We start from the raw sequence: 18,107 nt of genomic DNA, 5'->3' as shown, positions 1-18,107 counted from the left end.
AATGTTACATGACCGATTTTGCGTTTTCTAAAAGAAGGCCAGCACCTTGTAACCTACGCTGTTTTCGAGGAGGGCACGGGAGCTCTTATTCAAGTAAATTATGTTTTGTCGAACGATTCTTATTGGAAGCGGAAAATACTTCTTTACTTTGACCGCGCTTGTGGGATAATATTCTAAAAAGTATGCACGTGAAAGGGGATAGCACGGGACCCGAATCTATTTATATGTTTTTCTTACCTGACAGCACTTCTAAAAATCGATGAACGTGGGGGTTAGTTACATGACCAATAGAAAGAGATTAATTGGATTTTTCCTTACATGTGCGTTATGCTTCAGCCTGATAGTCCCGGAAACCGGCTTTACCAACTCCCAACCGGATGGGAAGTCCATTGACCATCCGGTTAAGCTGATAGGAATCTCGGTTAAGCCAAACACGTTTTCCAATGTACTTACCCATCTAGAGGACGAACAATGGTATCAATTCGATCCAGGTAAAGCCAATCTTACTAATCATACACATTTGCGTCTGACATTGAGCAGCAATGCGCCCGTTGAGATCAGCGTTTATCCAAGCAAGAAAAGTGCAATCGAAAATGAACCATTCTACTGGTATCAGGCATATGCCGATAAGAAACAATCTGCCGAAGTAGATTTCCCTTATGCGTGGAGTGGACCCTGCTACATCAAAGTAACTGGTTTTAATGATGGGGAACAGCCAAATTCCGCTTCCAAAGCAATTAATTACCAGCTTCATTATGAATCTGTCAATCTTCCACCTGCCACAGAATCCGGCGAGCCTTGTCCTGTCGAATTAAGTACATCTCAAAAAAAGTCCGGTACCCAAATCATGAAACATTTACGCCAGACAAGGGATGGTCTTTTAAGCAAAACAAGCAAAGGCAAGAAACTGACATCACTATATTATCATGCATCTCCTTTTCTCATTGCCAAAATGGCTTTCAACACCAAAGCAAAGGATGACGTCTATAAAAACCTTGTACAGCTGCAATCAATGTTTCAAGATATCGCAGAAAACGGCTCTGATGCCGGCTATATGATTCAGGGTAAAGACCAGCAAGCGATTATCAATTTGTATACTTTTACGATGAATACTTTACCGCAAGACATGAAAAATAGCATTGGCCAGCTTGTTCCAGAAAAAAAGCTCTCAAAGCTTGCAGGCAAATCTATCAAACAAGCATTGAAAGATTTTGAGCTTTCCAGTACAGCGGCTGCTTCCGAAAAATTGATCATCAAAGTAAAAAATGGAAAAAGCGGAAAATGGGTCTCCCAAAAAATTGCTGCGCACGGTTATAAAACAAAGCATGTATCTGCGCTTGGGACTAAAAACGTATCTTTACCCGGAGTATTCGTAGCCAGCATCGACAAAAATGCTGCAAACACACTAATAAAAAAGCTAGATAACCTTCCGGAAGTCGAATATGTTGAACCAGTCCGGACCTACCGCGCCCTATCCAAAGATGTGCAATATCCATATCAATGGTCATTGCACAATACTGGCAAAGATGCAGGCAAAAAAGGGGCAGACGTAAAGCAGGAAAGCCTTCAAAAATTATTGAAAGGCCAAAAACTGCCAAAAACACTGATTGCGATCACGGACACTGGTGTAGACAGTTCCTTGGCAGATTTAAAAGGAAAAGTCCGCACCGATCTGGGAAAAAATTTTGTCGCTAATAACAATGATGCAAGCGATGATGAAGGTCATGGCACGCATGTATCGGCCATCATCGCAGCAAATGCCGGCAACGGTTATTCCATGGCCGGAGTGAATCAATCAGCTGAAATTCTGCCAGTCAAAGTGCTTGATGCATATGGCGAAGGAGAAACAGAGCAAATCGCTCTAGGTATCATATATGCCGTCAACAAAGGGGCAAAAGTGATAAATTTAAGTCTCGGCGGTCCTTACAGCAGGACAATTGAACACGCTATGAAGTATGCCGCAAATAAAAATGTCACTATCGTAGCAGCCAGTGGAAATGATGGTTCAGAAGAAATAGATTATCCTGCATCTTCCCGTTATGCAATCGCTGTCGGGGCAACAAACAAGCTGGACATTACCAGTGACTATTCCAATTTTGGCAAGGAACTGGCTCTCGTCGCACCTGGCTCTGACATCCCGAGCCTTCTGCCAAACGGCAACGTCACTTATATGTCTGGCACATCTATGGCAGCACCGCATGTTACTGCTGTAGCCGGCATGCTGCTTGCAAAGGATCGAAAACTGAAGCCAGCTCAAATCAAACATTTATTAACGAACACAGCAGATGATATTGCCATGGAGGAACAAGATAATAAATATTTGGAATGCTACAATGATGACTACGAAATCGTCCCTTGCAGCCAGCAGCCCGGCTATGATTATGCTTCAGGATGGGGGCGGTTGAACGCTTTTAGCGCCGTGAGTGCACTTGACTTGCGAATGAATGTCAGCAAACTTAAAGATAATATGATTTCATTGACCGGTTCTGCTAAAAAGGGGACCCGCATTACGATAAAAAAAGGGAAACAGGTACTTGGCAAAGCCACAGCTGATTCCAATGGAAAATTCAAAGTAAGCATAAAAAAAGTGCAGCGGGCTGACACTGTACTCCACCTCTCAGGAGAAAACGGTTCAGCAAAAACAACCATGAAGATTATCGTCAAAAAAGGAACGAAGCCACCAGCTCCAAAGGTGAAAGCAGTGAGCAATAAGTCCACTATTGTAACGGGCTCCACACTCGCTAATCTAGGGGTGAAAATCAAGAATCACTCCAACAAGTCCATTGCTTCCGGAAAAGCAAACAATAAAGGGACTTTTAAACTCAAGATCAAAAAACAAAAGGCCGGGACTGTGCTTCATATCACCGTTACAGATCTCGCCAAAAGGCAAAGCAAGGCCGCTAAAATAGTCGTGGCAGATAAAATCCCGCCCAAGGCGCCTAAAGTAAACAAGATAACCACTCGTGACACTCTCATAAGAGGAAAAACAGAGACTGGAGCAACAGTGGTTGTGAAGCAAAAAGGCAAAAAAATCGCCTCCAAAAAAACTGACAGCAAAGGTAATTTCAACATAAAAATCAAGAAGCAAAAAGCCGGAACAATTCTGTACGTAACATCGAAGGATAAGGCTGGCAATATCAGCAAGGCAACGAAAGTGGCCGTAAAGAAATGATCTTCCGTTCATTAAATAAATGCTGTCTTGTTATTTGCAAGATAAATATCTTAATCCGGTGATATTCAGTTTACCTAAAGGTTACTTATCATTGATTGCAAAAGCCAGAGTATGCAAAGAGGCAACAACTCTCCCAAAGGGAGGCTGTTGCCTTTTTGTTACTGTTTTTTATTTACATATTGGCGAACATGATGTTCGATGCCAGCCAGTACAATGTCCGCAGGATCCTCGTTTATCGCCAGATCTGCCTTCGAGCCATCCGCAGGGAGCATTTGCTGAAAAATTTCTTCATACTCCGTTACACTAATTTCCTTCCGGGAAGCAAACAGATCTGCATGTCTTTGGATATGCAGCTGTTTTTGGTAGTCCGGCTGCAAAATTCCGGAAAAGAATTCACCGACAGCCCCCGATCCATAGCTGTACATCCCGATTCTTGCCCCTGCTGGCAACCCTTCTTGATTTTCCAATAAGGATAACAAGCTAAGATATAAGGATGCTGTATAAATATTGCCGATATTTTTATTAAATGTCTTGCTGACTTCATAATTGGCGAGCAAACGATCACGATTCGCCTCATCTGTTTCTTCCAGAATGGTCCTTAGTGCCTTCAAGCCCATTTTGGTATATGGCATATGAAAACAAATCGCTTCATATTCTGCCAGCTTCAAATGGGATGCTGCTTTATACTGTTCCCACACGCGATTGAAAAAAGAAATATATTGTTCATTGGAAAATTTCCCATCAACAAATGCATTCTCCGCATACGTTGGACGCCAAAAATCCATGATGTCCTCCGTGTGATACGCATGATGCTCCTCAAGCCTAAGTACCCTTGGTTCCCGGCTGATTAACATTGCAACTGCTCCGGCACCCTGTGTAACTTCGCCGGATGAACGCAATCCATACCTGGCAATGTCCGTACCGATTACCAGTACCTTACTGTCCGGGTGCAGTGCAATATGCCCCTTTGCCATTTGCAGGCCCGCAGTTGCACCATAGCAAGCTTGCTTGATTTCAAAAGCACGTGCCTGCGGATTTAATCCGAGAAGCGGGTGGATATAAGTAGCAATTGATTTAGAGTGATCGACGCCAGATTCAGTCCCGACAATGACTAAGTCGATTTTTTCCTGATCCGTTTCATCCAATATCTCTAAAGCTGCATTTGCCGCAAGAGAAACTGGATCCTGCGTTAACGGTGCCACAGCCATCTTTTCCTGGCCAATGCCGACCGTGAACTTTCCCGGATCCACATCTCGGGAAATAGCCAGCTCATTCATATCGACGTATAAATGTGGAGAATAAAACCCCATTTTATCTATTCCAATATTCATCTTCAGCTCTCCTGTAAAAATGGTTTTATTTTTGTAATTTAATGCATTCTATATGGTAAAAAGCAGTTCCAGGTTGCAATCGAGTAACCGCCAATTCGAGCAGCTGTCTGCAACTATATGAAATAAATCCTTTACGTGAATTACATCACAAATATATTGTATCATCTGTCAGACAAAAGTCCATGCAAGAAGGAGCGCTCATGAGGATTTTCCTTTTTTCAACTGATGACAGGAACAAAGGTTGCATTCGCGACACTTTAGACAAAGTATTACATCAGTCATTCCATGGATTGTAAACTTTCCTGCCATTGCTGGACTGTCATGACCTCGGCTTGCTTAGGAAATACTTTTTGCATAAGAGTGTCGTGTACCTGGACATCTGAATCCGCACATGCATCAGAAAGGACGACCATTTCAAAATCTTTATCTGCTGCCTCACGAACAGTCGATAAAATCACTCCACTGGTAGATATGCCGGCAAGTACAAGCTTGTCAATATGTTTAGCACGTAAAATTTCCTGTAAATCACTGCCGGAAAACGCACTGAAGCGTCGCTTGACCACAATCGGCTCTTCCGGAAGCGGCGCCACTTCTGGAACAATTTGTGTCGCTTCGTCTGTTTCCGTAAAGCCGCCGCGCTTGGAAATGGCGGAAAAGATTTTATTTTTTTCACTCACTTCAGGATAATTGCTTCGGAATGCAACTCGTACGAAAATGACTGGGACTCCTGAATTCCTTGCAGTCTGTATCGCCTGCTGAAATGGTGCAAGTGCAGCTGAATCCTGTAAATTTCCTTTCACAATTCCCGCTTGCAAATCCATTACAAGTAAAACTGATTTCGCTTCTTTCATGTTTAGCCCTCCTAGCAGTTTACATGTTCCAACCCAGCCCAAACAAAAGGTAACCTGTCCTATATTCATTCACTTTCTGACGGCTTTTCTTGACCGCCAAAAGCAACATTGATATTCTAAATGCATTGTTAAGTAAAAATACCATACAGGAAACAGGAAGCAGACAAAGCTGGAGGCTTGAAGTTGAAACACATCATTGACGCATTCAAAACTATGAATTATAAACAAATTTGTTTTCTCATCATATTAGCAGTTTGCTGCGCTGCTTCTTTCATATTTGTTACCCATAATGAGACCTTTTATGACCGGCCGATAGCAAAGGTTATTCAAACAAAGGTCACAGATACGACAAATGTGAAAGACAGCCGGCATAATAAAGACAAGCTGTCTACACAGCATATCACAGCGGAATTGAAAAATGGAAAAGATAAAGGACAACTCATACAACTCACGAATCAGTACTCTTTATCAAAAGCTTATGATCAACGTTATGATGTTGGCGATGAACTATTTGTTACGATAGATAAAACAAAAAAGAGCTCCCACCTAACCGGCAGCATCCAGGATGTTAAACGGGATACATATATCGTTTTCGCAGGCTGGTTATTTTTCTTCATTTTACTGGCTGTCGGCAAGAGACAGGGACTGTTCTCCGGTATCAGTTTGGCAGTGAATGCCATTTTACTTTCCTATGCTTTGGATATCTATGTAAGCAACTCGAATACAAATCTGCTTTGGATCTGCGGAATCATTGCGGTGCTCTTTACCGTCATTTCCTTATTGCTCGTCAACGGTTTCAATGAAAAGACATACGCAGCCATCATCGCTACGATGATAGGAACCGCCGCTTCTCTAATCGTCACTGTCGTTGTGATGTGGGTGACGTCCGAAAACGGAATGCACTATGAAGAAATGCAATTTCTTACCCGGCCTTATAAGCTTGTGTTCATGGCGGGACTATTCATCGGGTCTCTGGGTGCAGTGATGGATGTGGCGATAACCATGTCATCCTCCGTTTTCGAGCTGTACCAAAAGAATCCCGACGTTTCGATAAAAGCTCTAAAAACATCGGGTATGGATATTGGAAAAGACATTATGGGCACCATGACGAATATTTTGTTTTTCGCATATATCAGCGGATCCATCCCAGCGCTTATTTTATATCTGAAAAACGCCTCACCATTAGGGTTCACCCTTTCCATGAATCTTTCACTGGAATTGGCCAGAGCCCTTGCTGGAGGCATCGGTATCGTTCTGACGATACCGATCGGATTGTATACAACTATTTTCTTCGTTAATCGAAAGAGGGTGAAACGATGAACACATTACTGGTGCTGGCGATTGTATTATTCATCCTCATGGTCATGGTTGGCGGAAGAAAAGGTGCCCGTTCGTTCATTTCTTTATTCCTGAATTTTGTAGTACTATTATTCACTGTATTTCTTATGAATGATCCCCATATCAACCCGATTATTTTGACAGTGATTGCCTGTACTGTGGTCAGCAGTATCAACCTGTTTTTCATCAATAGCGTAAACAGCAAAACAATTACCGCTTTTCTCTCGACACTTGCCACCATTATCATTTTACTTTTCTTTATATTTATATTGACAAAAAAAGCGATGATACAAGGATTTGGCGAGGAAGAGATAGAGGAACTGAGCGTATTTTCCCTTCATATTGGTGTTGATTTCATAAAGGTTGGCGCTGCCGTGGTGATTATGAGTACGATCGGTGCGATCACTGATGTCGCCATCTCTATCACATCGCCCATGCAGGAGATTTTCAACCATCATCCGCATATTGACAGAAAGGATTTGTTTACTTCCGGGATGAGGATTGGCCGTGACATCCTGGGTACCAATACGAATACACTGTATTTCGCCTTTATCGGCGGTTATCTGGGATTGCTTATTTGGTTCAAGGACTTGTCTTATTCCTTTGGACAAATCATCAATTCAAAGGTGTTCAGTGCTGAGATACTAACCATATTTTGTGCAGGGATCGGCATAGCACTCATCATCCCGATTGCTGCGTGGATGAACGCATATTATCTGGTGAGGATGAGGGAAAAATCACAAAACAGATAGATAACCAAATCACGCGCCAGTCCTTGCGATTTACACTTCTGTATATATAAAAAATGCCCTGTCTCCTTCCTGAAGGCAGGGCATTGTGCTATATAGTGGTCAAAACGTTCTTCAGGCTGTCATACACTTCTTTCCATAATTGTCTGTCTTTTGTATAAGCCTGTGTAATTTTTTCTATGACCCGCTTTTGTTCTTTGGCAAAATGGGGATCTTCTTTTGGCGGCAACCCCGCTTTAAGCCCCATGGCAAATTCCTGGACACGTGCGGCACGCGGCCCCCATACAGCCCTTTCCTCTCCATTTTTATCAATGAAAATGAAAATCGGGATCGAGCGGGCAGTCCCGTTCGTCAAATACTGATCCATCAGTTCCAGATTTTGATCACGGAGGATCATGCGAATCTCCATACCAGCCGCTTCCGCTATCCGCATCAAAATTGGCGTATTCATCATCGCATCCCCGCACCAGTCCTCAGTAATGGCAATCACGCGAATCCCTTTGCTTTTCAGCCCGTCAAAAAAGGCCCTATCCTCCTCGGGAACGCGGAATTGCTGATAAATAGATTGCAAGTTTTCTCGATGTGTTTGCATGGAAGCCACAAAGTCTTCAGCTGGAATAGCTTGTTCGAACCACTTTTCAAGTGTTGCCATTTACATTCCCCTTTACCTTTTATCTATATATTTAAAATACCACAGAAGCAAAATAACTTCATATCCTTTTTTCAAGTTGTTACACCATGTCTTTTTTGTTTCCTTTTATCGCCCATCATTCTAAACAGCAATTTTAAAATCGGGGGGATCGCAAAGTAAATGAAAAAGGTCCGAAACAGCTGGTAGCCCGACACAATGGACAAATCCGCCTCAATCGCGTGTGCGATGATCCCCATCTGGTCCATCCCGCCTGGAGCCGTTGCTAACAGCGCAGTAGCTCTGGACATATCATGCAGCCATCCCAGTATAAAACTCAATACCACCGATCCTCCCATTAACATCAATCCGCTGCCAATCGCAAGGGAAAATGTTCTGCCCTTATGTTCAATCTCACTTGCTTTCAACATAAGGCCAACATGCGTACCAATCAATAACTGGGCCGCATTGATAACAAAACCAGGGAGATGCGGCCCCGTAAACCCCAAGACCTGTAAAACGGCCGTTCCAATCATAGGTCCAAGCAAGTAAGCTGTCGGAAAATGTATTTTGTTTCCTAACAACGCAAGTATAACTCCGACCAATGCAAATAAGATAATATGAGGAAATAGACTGACTGTTGTCTCTATCGGCAATGCAGCAGTTCCTCCGTTGTCACCTGCATGCTGTCCAAAGAAAGGCATCAATACAAGCAGCGGCATTGCGATCACAATCATCATCAGCCTAATCACCTGGGTTACAGTCACTACCGCCAAATTGATTCCTTTTGTTTCTTCCGCCAGTACAATAACCTGCGTCAACCCACCTGGAATACTTCCCAATAAGGCGGAACGGTAATCACTGTCTGATAGCATGGAAACAATCAAAGCAATACCGGCGCATAATAGCATCAGCAACACTGTCATCAGCAGCATCGTTGGCAGCTGTAACGCCATTTCACGAAGCGCTGCCAGCGTCATGGACAAACCAATCGTATAGCCAATGATCATCATGCCTGTGTTACGTAAATGATATGGCCATGCAAAATCCCATTGCAGCATATTTTTTCCGAGCACCATGGCGATCATCGGACCAAGCAGCCACGGAACTGGAATGTGCAGTAATTGAAATAACACGCCCCCGATGATAGCAATGATGAGCGTGATAAAAATTCCTTTGAAGTTATACAGTACATAATGCCCCATTCTGGAAGCCTCTTTTCAATCAAATGCTGATTCTGTTTCCATTGTACCATGCACAAGTGCACATGCTTAGTCATGTGCATCGATTCCTGTTTCCATGTAGGAAATCCGGTGTTTACCTAGTATACAGCTTACCATTGCCTATTCCCCAACCTGCTGCCAAAAAAGAAAGCAAGCCTCGCTGATACATTGTTAGGTGTATCGCTATAGCTTGCGTTCTTGCCCCTCCATCACATCAACGGAGAACCAAAACGCTATATTGTCGATGTAACAGGGATTGTGAATTACAGACATGAAGCCCTTACACATATATAAAGAGCGGACATATATAGTGATATTTTCCAGGAAAATTGTTTCCTCCTATGCAATATAATCTTCTTTGGGGATATCATCCACCTGGTACCGTGTATAATAAGCACCTTTGGTTATAAAAGCGATGACTACCGTCAGGATTGCCGCTAATATGGCCGCAAAAATGGCAGCGGTATTTTGTAAAAAGGCACCCATATAACCTAATGCAGCAATTGTTCCCAATACACTAGCAATAATTAATGAAACAACACCGACCGGATTCCATTTATGCAAATTGCTCTGCCTCGCTTCATAATAAGCAGGTCCTATTTTGCATAACTTTTTCACTACTAACGCATCGGTGACTAAAACCGCTGCCCATGACAGGAGAAAAACACCTTGAAATGTTAACGCAGTGTCCAGATGGTCGACGATTCCGCCAAGCATTAATACCATGGCAGTTACCCCAGCAGCAACAACCCAAAAGCGGCGCCCTGGTCTGAAATTCATTACATTTTCAAAGAAATTGGATAGCGACAATGAGCTGCTGTAAATATTTGTAACATTAATCCTTATCTGTGTCAGCAACGTAAACAAAGCTCCCCCGATACCAAGGAGCTGCACAATATACACACCGGGATTCGGCTGAGCAAGCAAAACACCAAACCATATTCCAAGCCCGCCCATCACGCCATAGCAAAATATTTGCGGAATGAAACCGATTGCGATGGTGCCTTTCATATCTTTGGGCTTTAAGAATCTGGCGTAGTCTGAAGCCAACAGGGCAGTCAATCCCATGATTCCGTGCTGCATTCCAATACATAGAAGCAAGGCAGAACCGCCGACTTTGACCCCTTCAGGCATATAAGTCAAAAAATTCCCTTCGTAAATAGGCGTCTTGTACAACGAAACGATGATGGCTGCTCCCAAGAATATGACGAATAATGGCAGTGACCACTTTTGTAATTTATCCAGCTGTTTTATTCCAAACCAGTTAAGTGGTATAACAATGGAGCCAAAGATAATAATGAATACCGATTTTGGTATAGAAGGGAAGAATTCATGTACTGCGAATACCAGGATCATACCTTCAAAAGCGCAATACATAATGAAATTGGATGCGTAGATAAGTGAGGTAAGTGATGCTCCGATATAGCCAAACCCACCGCCACGGGATAATAGGTTGACATTCATACCGGTTTTAGCCGATAGATATGCAATGAACGTCCCCAGTATACCAGCGACAACAATAGCGTATACTGCCGAAATAATGGCGTTGATCGCACCGAATTGTAATGCCATCACGCTGCCTAATTGGAAATAGAAGATTGCTGTTGCGATACCAAAAGTGATGTTCGTAATACTTATCCAGCCCATGTTCCTTTTATTTCTTGGGACTCTTTCCAATGAGTAATCGTCTTTTTGTCCCTTGTTCTCAACATTATCAACATTATTTGATTTGATATCAATCAACTCCTCGAACTAATAGTTTCATATAGTCCCCCCATAATTTGTAAAATAATTCACAATCCTGATTACAATCTACACAACCTACTATAGCAGTAATAACCACTGTTTTTCAAATGCGTTATTTAGCTTAAATTCCATTCTAACCGTGAAAAATATCGTTTTTTCTGCTGAATACGAGGCCTATCGTTATAGTCCTTCCGAGTCCTCCCTAAGCCTTTCACTTATTACATTGCTCCCAACACCATGGTTCAGTGTTCAGATTATCACAAACAAACTTTTTCAATGAGCCCCCGCTCCCTCCCTTGTTTCCAACCAAATTTGCTTTACAACTGGATGCTTCATCCATAAATACTTTGGCTCGCATGGCAAATAGCCGATTAGTTTTAACAAAACCAATCGGCTTTCCCGCAAATCGGCTCAGTTAATGCATATGAGCCCGATGCGTTGCTACAGCAGTATCCATTTGACACATAAGCGAATTTCCGTGGGGATGTTTTTCGGTTTCCAATTGAATCGTGACATGGCCTATTCCTTTATGAGCTAATTCATGTTCGATAGTACGAAGGAGTATCTGGCTTTTTTCTACCGTCAAGTCACCATCCACAGAAATATGGCAGGAAAGCGCATTTTGCCCGCTCGTAATACTCCATACGTGTAAGTCGTGTATACCTTCAACTCCTCGTGTATGCTTCAATGTTTGTATGATATCATCCATATCCACATTAGCAGGAGTACCTTCCATCAATACATGAACAGCATCACGTGTCACGCGCCATCCGCTCGTCAATACAAGCAAGGCCACGATCACGCTTGCCAATGTATCTGCCCACCCCCAATTGAAGAAGAATATGAGCAGCGCGGCGACAATTGCACCGATCGATCCTAATAAGTCCCCTAAAACATGCAAATAAGCTGCACGCAGATTCAGATTTTCTTTCGTGTCTCCTCCCCGCATCAATATCCATGCAACTACAACATTCACTAACAGACCGATAAACGCAATAATCAACATGCCCGTTGAAGCCACTTCAGGAGGATTATTCAGTCGTTGAAACGCTTCAAAAAAGATATATATCGAAACAATCAGCAGCGTCACTCCGTTAAAAATAGCCGCTAGTATTTCAAACCGTTTATATCCATAGGTCTTTGCATAGTTAGCAATCCGCTCACCCAACGTAAATGCCAGCAAACCAGCCAAAAGCGATATGGAATCACTTAGCATATGGCCCGCATCAGATAAAAGGGCCAAGCTGTTGGTGACTAATCCCCCGATTACTTCTACGATCATGTATCCTGTAATGATGATAAAACTGATCATGAGCGCCTTTTTATTCGCACCATGTGTATGGTGATGGCCATGATGATCATGTCCCATATGTTACACCTCCTATATCATTAAATACTTATATGCGCACATATGAATATATGATGTATACCACCATTTAAATAGAAAATCATAAAATAGATCCACCCTATACGTTACTAGCTATGGCAAGCATGATCAATCACTTGTTTCAGTATGAGCATCACATGCTCGTCATCATGAGAATAATACAGTGTTGTTCCTTCACGACGATATTTTACAAGCCGCAGGTTCTTCAGGAAACGTAATTGATGGGATACGGTCGACTGGCGAAGTTCTAAAGTCTCCGCAATCTCATTCACAGAACACTCTTTATGGAAAAGCAAGTGAAGAATACGGATTCTTGTTGGATCTCCTAATGCTTTGAAAGTCTGCGACACCACAAATAACGTTTCTTCATCCAACTCTTGCCTGACAGTATCACTTTCAAATTGTTCCCCTTCCAAAACTATCCCTCCCTTATCATATTTGAAATTTTTAACGACTATACCACTTATATGAGCATATTAACATATAAACACTTTTGTTACAATTTATTTCATCTGCCACGATGCAGCATATGCCTGCGGTCAAAAAAAAAGCCAATCAAAGTTATTGATCAGCTCTTCGTTGTAGTAATATTCATTTTTGCCGACTCGAAACAAGCCAAAAGCTACATGGGAGGTTTGCTTTCGTAAGTCAGTTTAATTCTCTTACTTGTATTGGTATCAACGTGCGCTTCAATTGCTCTCTATGTTGTTCATACTGTGCAGGAAGCATCAACTGCTCTCCCATTGTCTCTGCAGATTCATCATGTGCGAAACCAGGGGGATCGGTAGCAATTTCAAAAAGGATTTCCCCATGCTCCCGGAAATAAACAGCATTAAAATAATTTCTGTCCCGTACTGGCGTTACGCCGTAACCATTTGCTGCAATATGCTGCTGCCATTCCAACTGGTCACTGTCATCCGCCGCCCTCCATGCGATATGATGGACTGTACCGACACCCATTCTGCCTCTTTCAGCCGGCACTGCTCTAAGATCAATGATATTTCCAATATCACCTGAAGATTGGAAACGGATGAGATCTCCTTCTTTTCGCAGACGTTCAAGACCCATTACATTCTCCAACAGATCGGCCGTTTTATCCGGACGGGATGAATATAATGTTGCACCTCCAAATCCTTTGATGGCCACTTCCGGTTTCACTCCGCCAAAAGTCCAGGTATTGATTGCACCCGCTCCTCTTTCAACAATTTCCAAATGAAGGCCATGCGGATCATCAAATGCCAGATATTCCTCATCAAAGCGTTTTGTTTTCGTGAAGAGAACATGGAACTTTTCCAATCTTTTTTCCCAAAATGCCATAGCTCCTTTCGGTACAGCATATGAGGTGACACCAACCTGGCCATCACCAATAACGCCTTGACGGGCGCCTGCCCATGGGAAAAAAGTAATGATCGTCCCAGGTTCTCCTCCCTCATCGCCAAAGTACAAGTGGTAAGTGCCAGGATCGTCGAAATTTATCGTTCGTTTCACTAAGCGTAAGCCTAAAACACCAGCATAAAAATCTACATTTTCTTGTGGATGTCCCACAATCGCACTAATATGATGGATTCCGTTTGTTTGTTTTTCCACTTCATTTCGCTCCTTTCCAAATAGCTGATTAATGATGTGATATTGTCTTGCTGTAATAAATTCATATGAATTTATTACGAATTCGAAGTAATTGTCCAAAATTATTTCTTGTCATGTGGTGAAGCACTATTTTAAAAGCCTGGGCTGGTACATCATACAGACAAAAGAGTGGTACTTTGAGAGAAGAAAGATATTTACTCAAACAAATTACCTCGAATTCGAGATAATTATATAATCATTTTTACAAAATGTCAACTTGCCATTTTTCATCCTTTTCAAATGTGCTTCACCGACACAGAATCGGACAACAATACGAAGACTCTGATAGGTAAAACTTCAAATCGTTAAAGATGCAGATAAAGCTATGACCATATTGGATGTCCATGGGTGCCTCATCATGTATTGCCTTCAAGGAAATGGTATCCCTTGAAGGCAATATAAGAAATCGTTCGAAGGAACTACAATATGCTAATTCAATCCGGTTTTAATTTTTTAATTTCATCCTCAAATAGTGCTGAATGTTTGGAATGACGAGGGGGTTTGGGTCATCTTTTAATGAACCACCTTCCATCCCTTCGAAAAGATTAAACCAATAATGTCCTTTACCCGGAATGATAAGTGTTTGCGTGTCGAATCCTTTCTGATCCAGTAATACAGAAAACTCCTCAGACTGGCGGGCAGGCACAACTTCATCTTCATCCCCCCATATAATAAAAAAGCTGGTATCAAAAGGCTCTTTTAATTCCTTTATTTTGCTATAAGGGGAGGCTGATTTATATAATTCCGGTTTTTCATCGAATGATACGCCTAAAAATTGATGGACAGGATCATTATCTCTTACTAGTTTGGTATGCCTTTGCCAAGCTGGTAAATCATAGACTCCATAAATACCAATTGTGGATGCAATATGATAAGAAGGTTCACTTTGGCTATCAATAGCTGTATGGGTTGCAAGATGTGCTCCGGCAGAATCGCCAATGAGCACAATATTATCCCGATCAATTTGCCATTCTTCTGCATGACGAACGAAAAATTGAATAGCTGAATTCACGTCGTGAACAGCCTGCGGATATGCAGCTATCCCAGGTGTGGATAAACGGTAATCGAAAGCCATGGTTACATAGCCCTGTTTAGCAAGATAAGGAGCCCATTCCGAGTACATTTCCTTATATCCTTGCAACCACGCACCGCCATGAATGAGAATAACACCTGGGTATTTCCCCTTTTCAGCTGGAAAGTAGACATCAGCTTTCAACCTCTCTTTGCCCATCTCCTTAAAAACCATGTTCTTTTCTTCCTTGATTATCATCATTACAGGTACTCCTCGTATAGTATATTTAGGCATTGCTTTTCAGCCTATCCATTCTGATATATACAAGCTATTATAACGCCGTTGCCTTTCACTACAGGTGGACGCATGTCTGAAGTCTCCTCGCTCACAAAAAATGTTCACTATGGTGTCTCAAGGCGCATGCTTTTCCCTCGGGAATCGCTGCCCTTCATTCCAGGTAACATAGTTTGCGAAACCAGCTCATTTTATAGCGATATTTTACCATGAAATTGGAGAGCTTCCTGAAGGCTTAAAATCTCATTACGAATATTGGAGAAGCCTTTGATGACAGGTACTGTCTTATCCCGCGGGGCATCATGATTATCAATTTCAGCCGCCATCATATGAAAAACATACATGAATCCAGCTAGCTGCGTTTCCGTTAAAACAGGTCGTTCATGGTATTTCAAGCTGGCATGAAGGTAGTATCCAAGCTGCTCAATGGAGAATATGACTGGCCACAAGGATTCCAAATTTGTTTTGTTAACAAAAAGCTCCCCGCATGCAGTATCGTACCCTGTCATGAGGTTGGTGATATTGGTATGCATCTTTCTTCCTTCTTTACTTTCCCTCAATCTTCCGCTATTTTGATTGCCAGAGAACAACACCAAGAAAAACTGCCCCTGGCTGCGGAGCGTTTTGGCAATCAAATGATCAAGCAGATTTGATACGGAGCGCCTTCCGATTAACGTCCCAGCCAACCCGATTAAGCTTCCTGCAAGAATATCCGCCAGTCTCGCTGTGGCAAAGAAAGAAAAATCATGTATTTGTGTCGCATACTCCGCCATGATTAAAGCGGATGAAGTAAAGAATATTGCTGCAACCCCGTAGTTTCGCACGATAAAAAGCTCTGTGATGAATGTTAAAACCAAAATGAATAAAACAATCATCAAGCCGTTGTGCACAGAAGCAAGAATCAGACTTGCAATCAAAAGGCCGATGATTGTTCCAAATGTTCTTTGGACAGTTCGATGAAAGGTTGCAACAGTAGTCATGCCTGACATAACTGCAGCACAAGATAACGGCACCCAATAAGATCGGCTGAAATCAAAAGAATAAGCCACTATTGCAGCAAATGTCAATACAATTCCGTACCGTATAGAGGAAAGGAAAGTCAGTGAATGCTTGTCAAAGGCACCTATTAAAACGGATCTTAATGATGGCTTTAGAATTTGGACTTCTTGACGAATCCTGCCAATCGGTTCATTGATGACGGCATCGGCATCATAAATTGTAGTAAATAAATCTGCGATTACTTCATCGGCATCTTTCGGCTGGAAGATAACAGCTTCATTCTTTCTTCCTGACCCGATCGTATTCGCTAAAGCTCTGACTGACTGTCCCAATTCAGGCGGCAAAGGCTCATTCCTGTTCGCGGAAAATTCCAGTCCCCGCAAAAATATAGTATTCGCCCGTTCATACAGCAGGACCAGCCGTTTATATTCATTTGTGACATGCTTGGGAGAGTAGCCAGCCAAAAGCGTATTATCCGCCTGCTTCATCGTCAGGACCATTCTTTGCCTCTCCGTTTGCAAGTTGCGCGTTCCAATCGCATCCAGAAATCTTGCCAATTCGGTGTACACTTTTTTTATCGCATTTGTTTCCGGCCCATGAGGATGAACGAACCAGCCTAACATACAAATTACCCAGGACAATGCGCCACCTAATAAAGCAAGCCCTCCCCGCAGTGGAGCAAGTGATGGGTCAACAGGCATCCCAGAAGCCATCGCAAAAGTCAACACAAAGAAAATAGCAGATGGTCCAGTATATTTTAAAGCACCAAAAATAAAAACAGAGATAGTGCCGATCAAGCCCATAAAAATCGCAGCAATAAGCTGATATGGGGCTAAAAGTGTTCCCAAAACAACGGAAAGAGCTATCCCCCACATCACGAAGAAAATCTTTTTCGCCCTTTGTACGTAAGGAAGATCAAATACATACAAATAGGTAAAGGCCCCCATGCAAGCCAGCAGTCCATATGCCATATTCTCGCATAACAAACCAACGAATACAGGCAAACTAAAAGCTATTCCGGCACTTAGTGCTTTTACCCACGGAAAAGGGTTCCTTTTGATTTCAAAGGCTTGTTTAAAAGCGGTATAAATCGTATTCAATTGGTTGGAAATGGTTTGCCGGGTCATTCTTTTTGTGCACCTCGTTTTGTTTGAAAAGCTTCATCAATTCCCTGATTAATCTGGGAAAGGACTTGTTTAAACGTGGTGAACTGATCTTCCGGAATACGATTCATCATACCCTGGTAAATATCTTCTACCACGGGCGCGATTTCTTGTTGCAGTCTCCTGCCTTGTACTGTTTGTTCAATTAAAAAGGAGCGCCTGTCGTCTTTACTCATCTTTTTTTGGACTAACCCCTTGCCTATTAGCAGATCTAGAATTCTTGTCAATGTGGTTTGATTTTTTTGGGAAATACTGGCTAAATCCTTTTGGGAAATTTCGTTATGTTCTCCCAACCGCTTAAGCACCACCCATTGTTCCGGTGTGATATCGAAGGGTTTTAAGAGCGCAAACATCAAGTGATTAAGATTTCTTCCAGTTTGTGCGATGGCAAAGCCCAATGTATCATCAAGCGACTCATTCATAAAATATCTCCAATCTGTCTTTTCGTCATTATAAAATCTATACACATATACTTATCATGATAACTATTGACATGACAACAATTATAAACAAGCCTGCCATAGTTGTCAACCTTATGGAAAAAGGGGATACAATTTAGCATTCCTACCCAAAAAAGCTTGTCTTTTC

General features: G+C 42.3%; 14 protein-coding genes. 3 read left to right on the top strand and 11 right to left on the bottom strand.

Translation table 11 applies throughout. The annotated features are described in order from the left end of the window. The first annotated feature begins 280 nt into the window (after positions 1 to 280). Positions 281 to 3,172, top strand: a complete 2,892-nt coding sequence (locus ACFSMW_RS11810) for a S8 family peptidase (RefSeq protein ID WP_390355862.1) — start codon at positions 281 to 283, stop codon at positions 3,170 to 3,172. A gap of 158 nt (positions 3,173 to 3,330) precedes the next feature. Here the strand turns inward: ACFSMW_RS11810 and ACFSMW_RS11805 are convergent, their stop codons facing one another. Together ACFSMW_RS11805 and ACFSMW_RS11800 are read right to left on the bottom strand one after the other, a co-directional pair. Continuing rightward, the gene (locus tag ACFSMW_RS11805; RefSeq protein ID WP_390355861.1) at positions 3,331 to 4,503 is read right to left on the bottom strand and encodes a hydroxymethylglutaryl-CoA synthase; all 1,173 of its coding nucleotides are present in this window, start codon (positions 4,501 to 4,503) and stop codon (positions 3,331 to 3,333) included. 278 nt (positions 4,504 to 4,781) lie between these two features. Then, the gene (locus ACFSMW_RS11800) at positions 4,782 to 5,354 is read right to left on the bottom strand and encodes a cysteine hydrolase family protein (RefSeq protein ID WP_390355859.1); all 573 of its coding nucleotides are present in this window, start codon (positions 5,352 to 5,354) and stop codon (positions 4,782 to 4,784) included. A 213-nt stretch (positions 5,355 to 5,567) separates the two neighbouring features. On the opposite strand from ACFSMW_RS11800, the gene ACFSMW_RS11795 reads away from it, so the two are divergent. Both ACFSMW_RS11795 and ACFSMW_RS11790 read left to right on the top strand, forming a co-directional pair. Next, on the top strand, positions 5,568 to 6,674 hold the full coding sequence (locus ACFSMW_RS11795; protein WP_390356425.1) for a YibE/F family protein: 1,107 nt from the start codon (positions 5,568 to 5,570) through the stop codon (positions 6,672 to 6,674). Further along, complete coding sequence (locus ACFSMW_RS11790) at positions 6,671 to 7,444, top strand: YibE/F family protein (protein WP_390355858.1); 774 nt, start codon at positions 6,671 to 6,673, stop codon at positions 7,442 to 7,444. Before ACFSMW_RS11795 ends, ACFSMW_RS11790 begins: the two co-directional genes overlap by 4 nt. 88 nt (positions 7,445 to 7,532) lie before the next feature. Here the strand turns inward: ACFSMW_RS11790 and ACFSMW_RS11785 are convergent, their stop codons facing one another. From ACFSMW_RS11785 to ACFSMW_RS11745, 9 genes are all read right to left on the bottom strand, one after another. Continuing rightward, positions 7,533 to 8,093 carry a thioredoxin family protein gene (locus ACFSMW_RS11785; RefSeq protein ID WP_390355856.1) on the bottom strand — a complete coding sequence of 187 codons (561 nt, stop codon included), beginning with the start codon at positions 8,091 to 8,093 and terminating at the stop codon, positions 7,533 to 7,535. A gap of 71 nt (positions 8,094 to 8,164) precedes the next feature. Then, positions 8,165 to 9,274 (bottom strand): AbrB family transcriptional regulator, encoded by a 1,110-nt coding sequence (locus tag ACFSMW_RS11780; RefSeq protein WP_390355854.1) that lies wholly within the window; start codon positions 9,272 to 9,274, stop codon positions 8,165 to 8,167. Positions 9,275 to 9,631: 357 nt separating this feature from the next. Then, positions 9,632 to 11,026, bottom strand: a complete 1,395-nt coding sequence (locus ACFSMW_RS11775; RefSeq protein ID WP_390356423.1) for a purine-cytosine permease family protein — start codon at positions 11,024 to 11,026, stop codon at positions 9,632 to 9,634. Between the two features lie 427 nt (positions 11,027 to 11,453). After that, positions 11,454 to 12,407 (bottom strand): cation diffusion facilitator family transporter, encoded by a 954-nt coding sequence (locus ACFSMW_RS11770; RefSeq protein ID WP_390355853.1) that lies wholly within the window; start codon positions 12,405 to 12,407, stop codon positions 11,454 to 11,456. A 107-nt stretch (positions 12,408 to 12,514) separates the two neighbouring features. Further along, positions 12,515 to 12,841, bottom strand: coding sequence for an ArsR/SmtB family transcription factor (locus tag ACFSMW_RS11765; RefSeq protein ID WP_390355852.1), 327 nt, complete (start codon positions 12,839 to 12,841; stop codon positions 12,515 to 12,517). Positions 12,842 to 13,073: 232 nt separating this feature from the next. Continuing rightward, the gene (locus ACFSMW_RS11760; protein ID WP_390355851.1) at positions 13,074 to 14,012 is read right to left on the bottom strand and encodes a ring-cleaving dioxygenase; all 939 of its coding nucleotides are present in this window, start codon (positions 14,010 to 14,012) and stop codon (positions 13,074 to 13,076) included. A 484-nt stretch (positions 14,013 to 14,496) separates the two neighbouring features. Further along, a complete protein-coding gene (locus tag ACFSMW_RS11755) occupies positions 14,497 to 15,324 on the bottom strand; it encodes an alpha/beta fold hydrolase (RefSeq protein WP_390355849.1) in 828 nt (275 codons plus the stop codon). A gap of 224 nt (positions 15,325 to 15,548) precedes the next feature. Then, positions 15,549 to 17,483, bottom strand: a complete 1,935-nt coding sequence (locus tag ACFSMW_RS11750) for an FUSC family protein (protein WP_390355847.1) — start codon at positions 17,481 to 17,483, stop codon at positions 15,549 to 15,551. After that, entirely contained in the window at positions 17,480 to 17,941 is a 462-nt protein-coding gene (locus tag ACFSMW_RS11745; RefSeq protein WP_390355845.1) for a MarR family winged helix-turn-helix transcriptional regulator, read from the bottom strand. The genes ACFSMW_RS11750 and ACFSMW_RS11745 overlap by 4 nt, the downstream gene beginning before the upstream one ends. Between the last annotated feature and the right edge of the window lie 166 nt (positions 17,942 to 18,107).

The sequence above is a fragment of the Tigheibacillus halophilus genome (assembly GCF_042683165.1).
In the GTDB taxonomy this organism is placed as follows: Bacteria; Bacillota; Bacilli; order Bacillales; family Amphibacillaceae; genus Tigheibacillus; species Tigheibacillus halophilus.
This window is presented reverse-complemented; position numbering and strand designations above follow the sequence as displayed.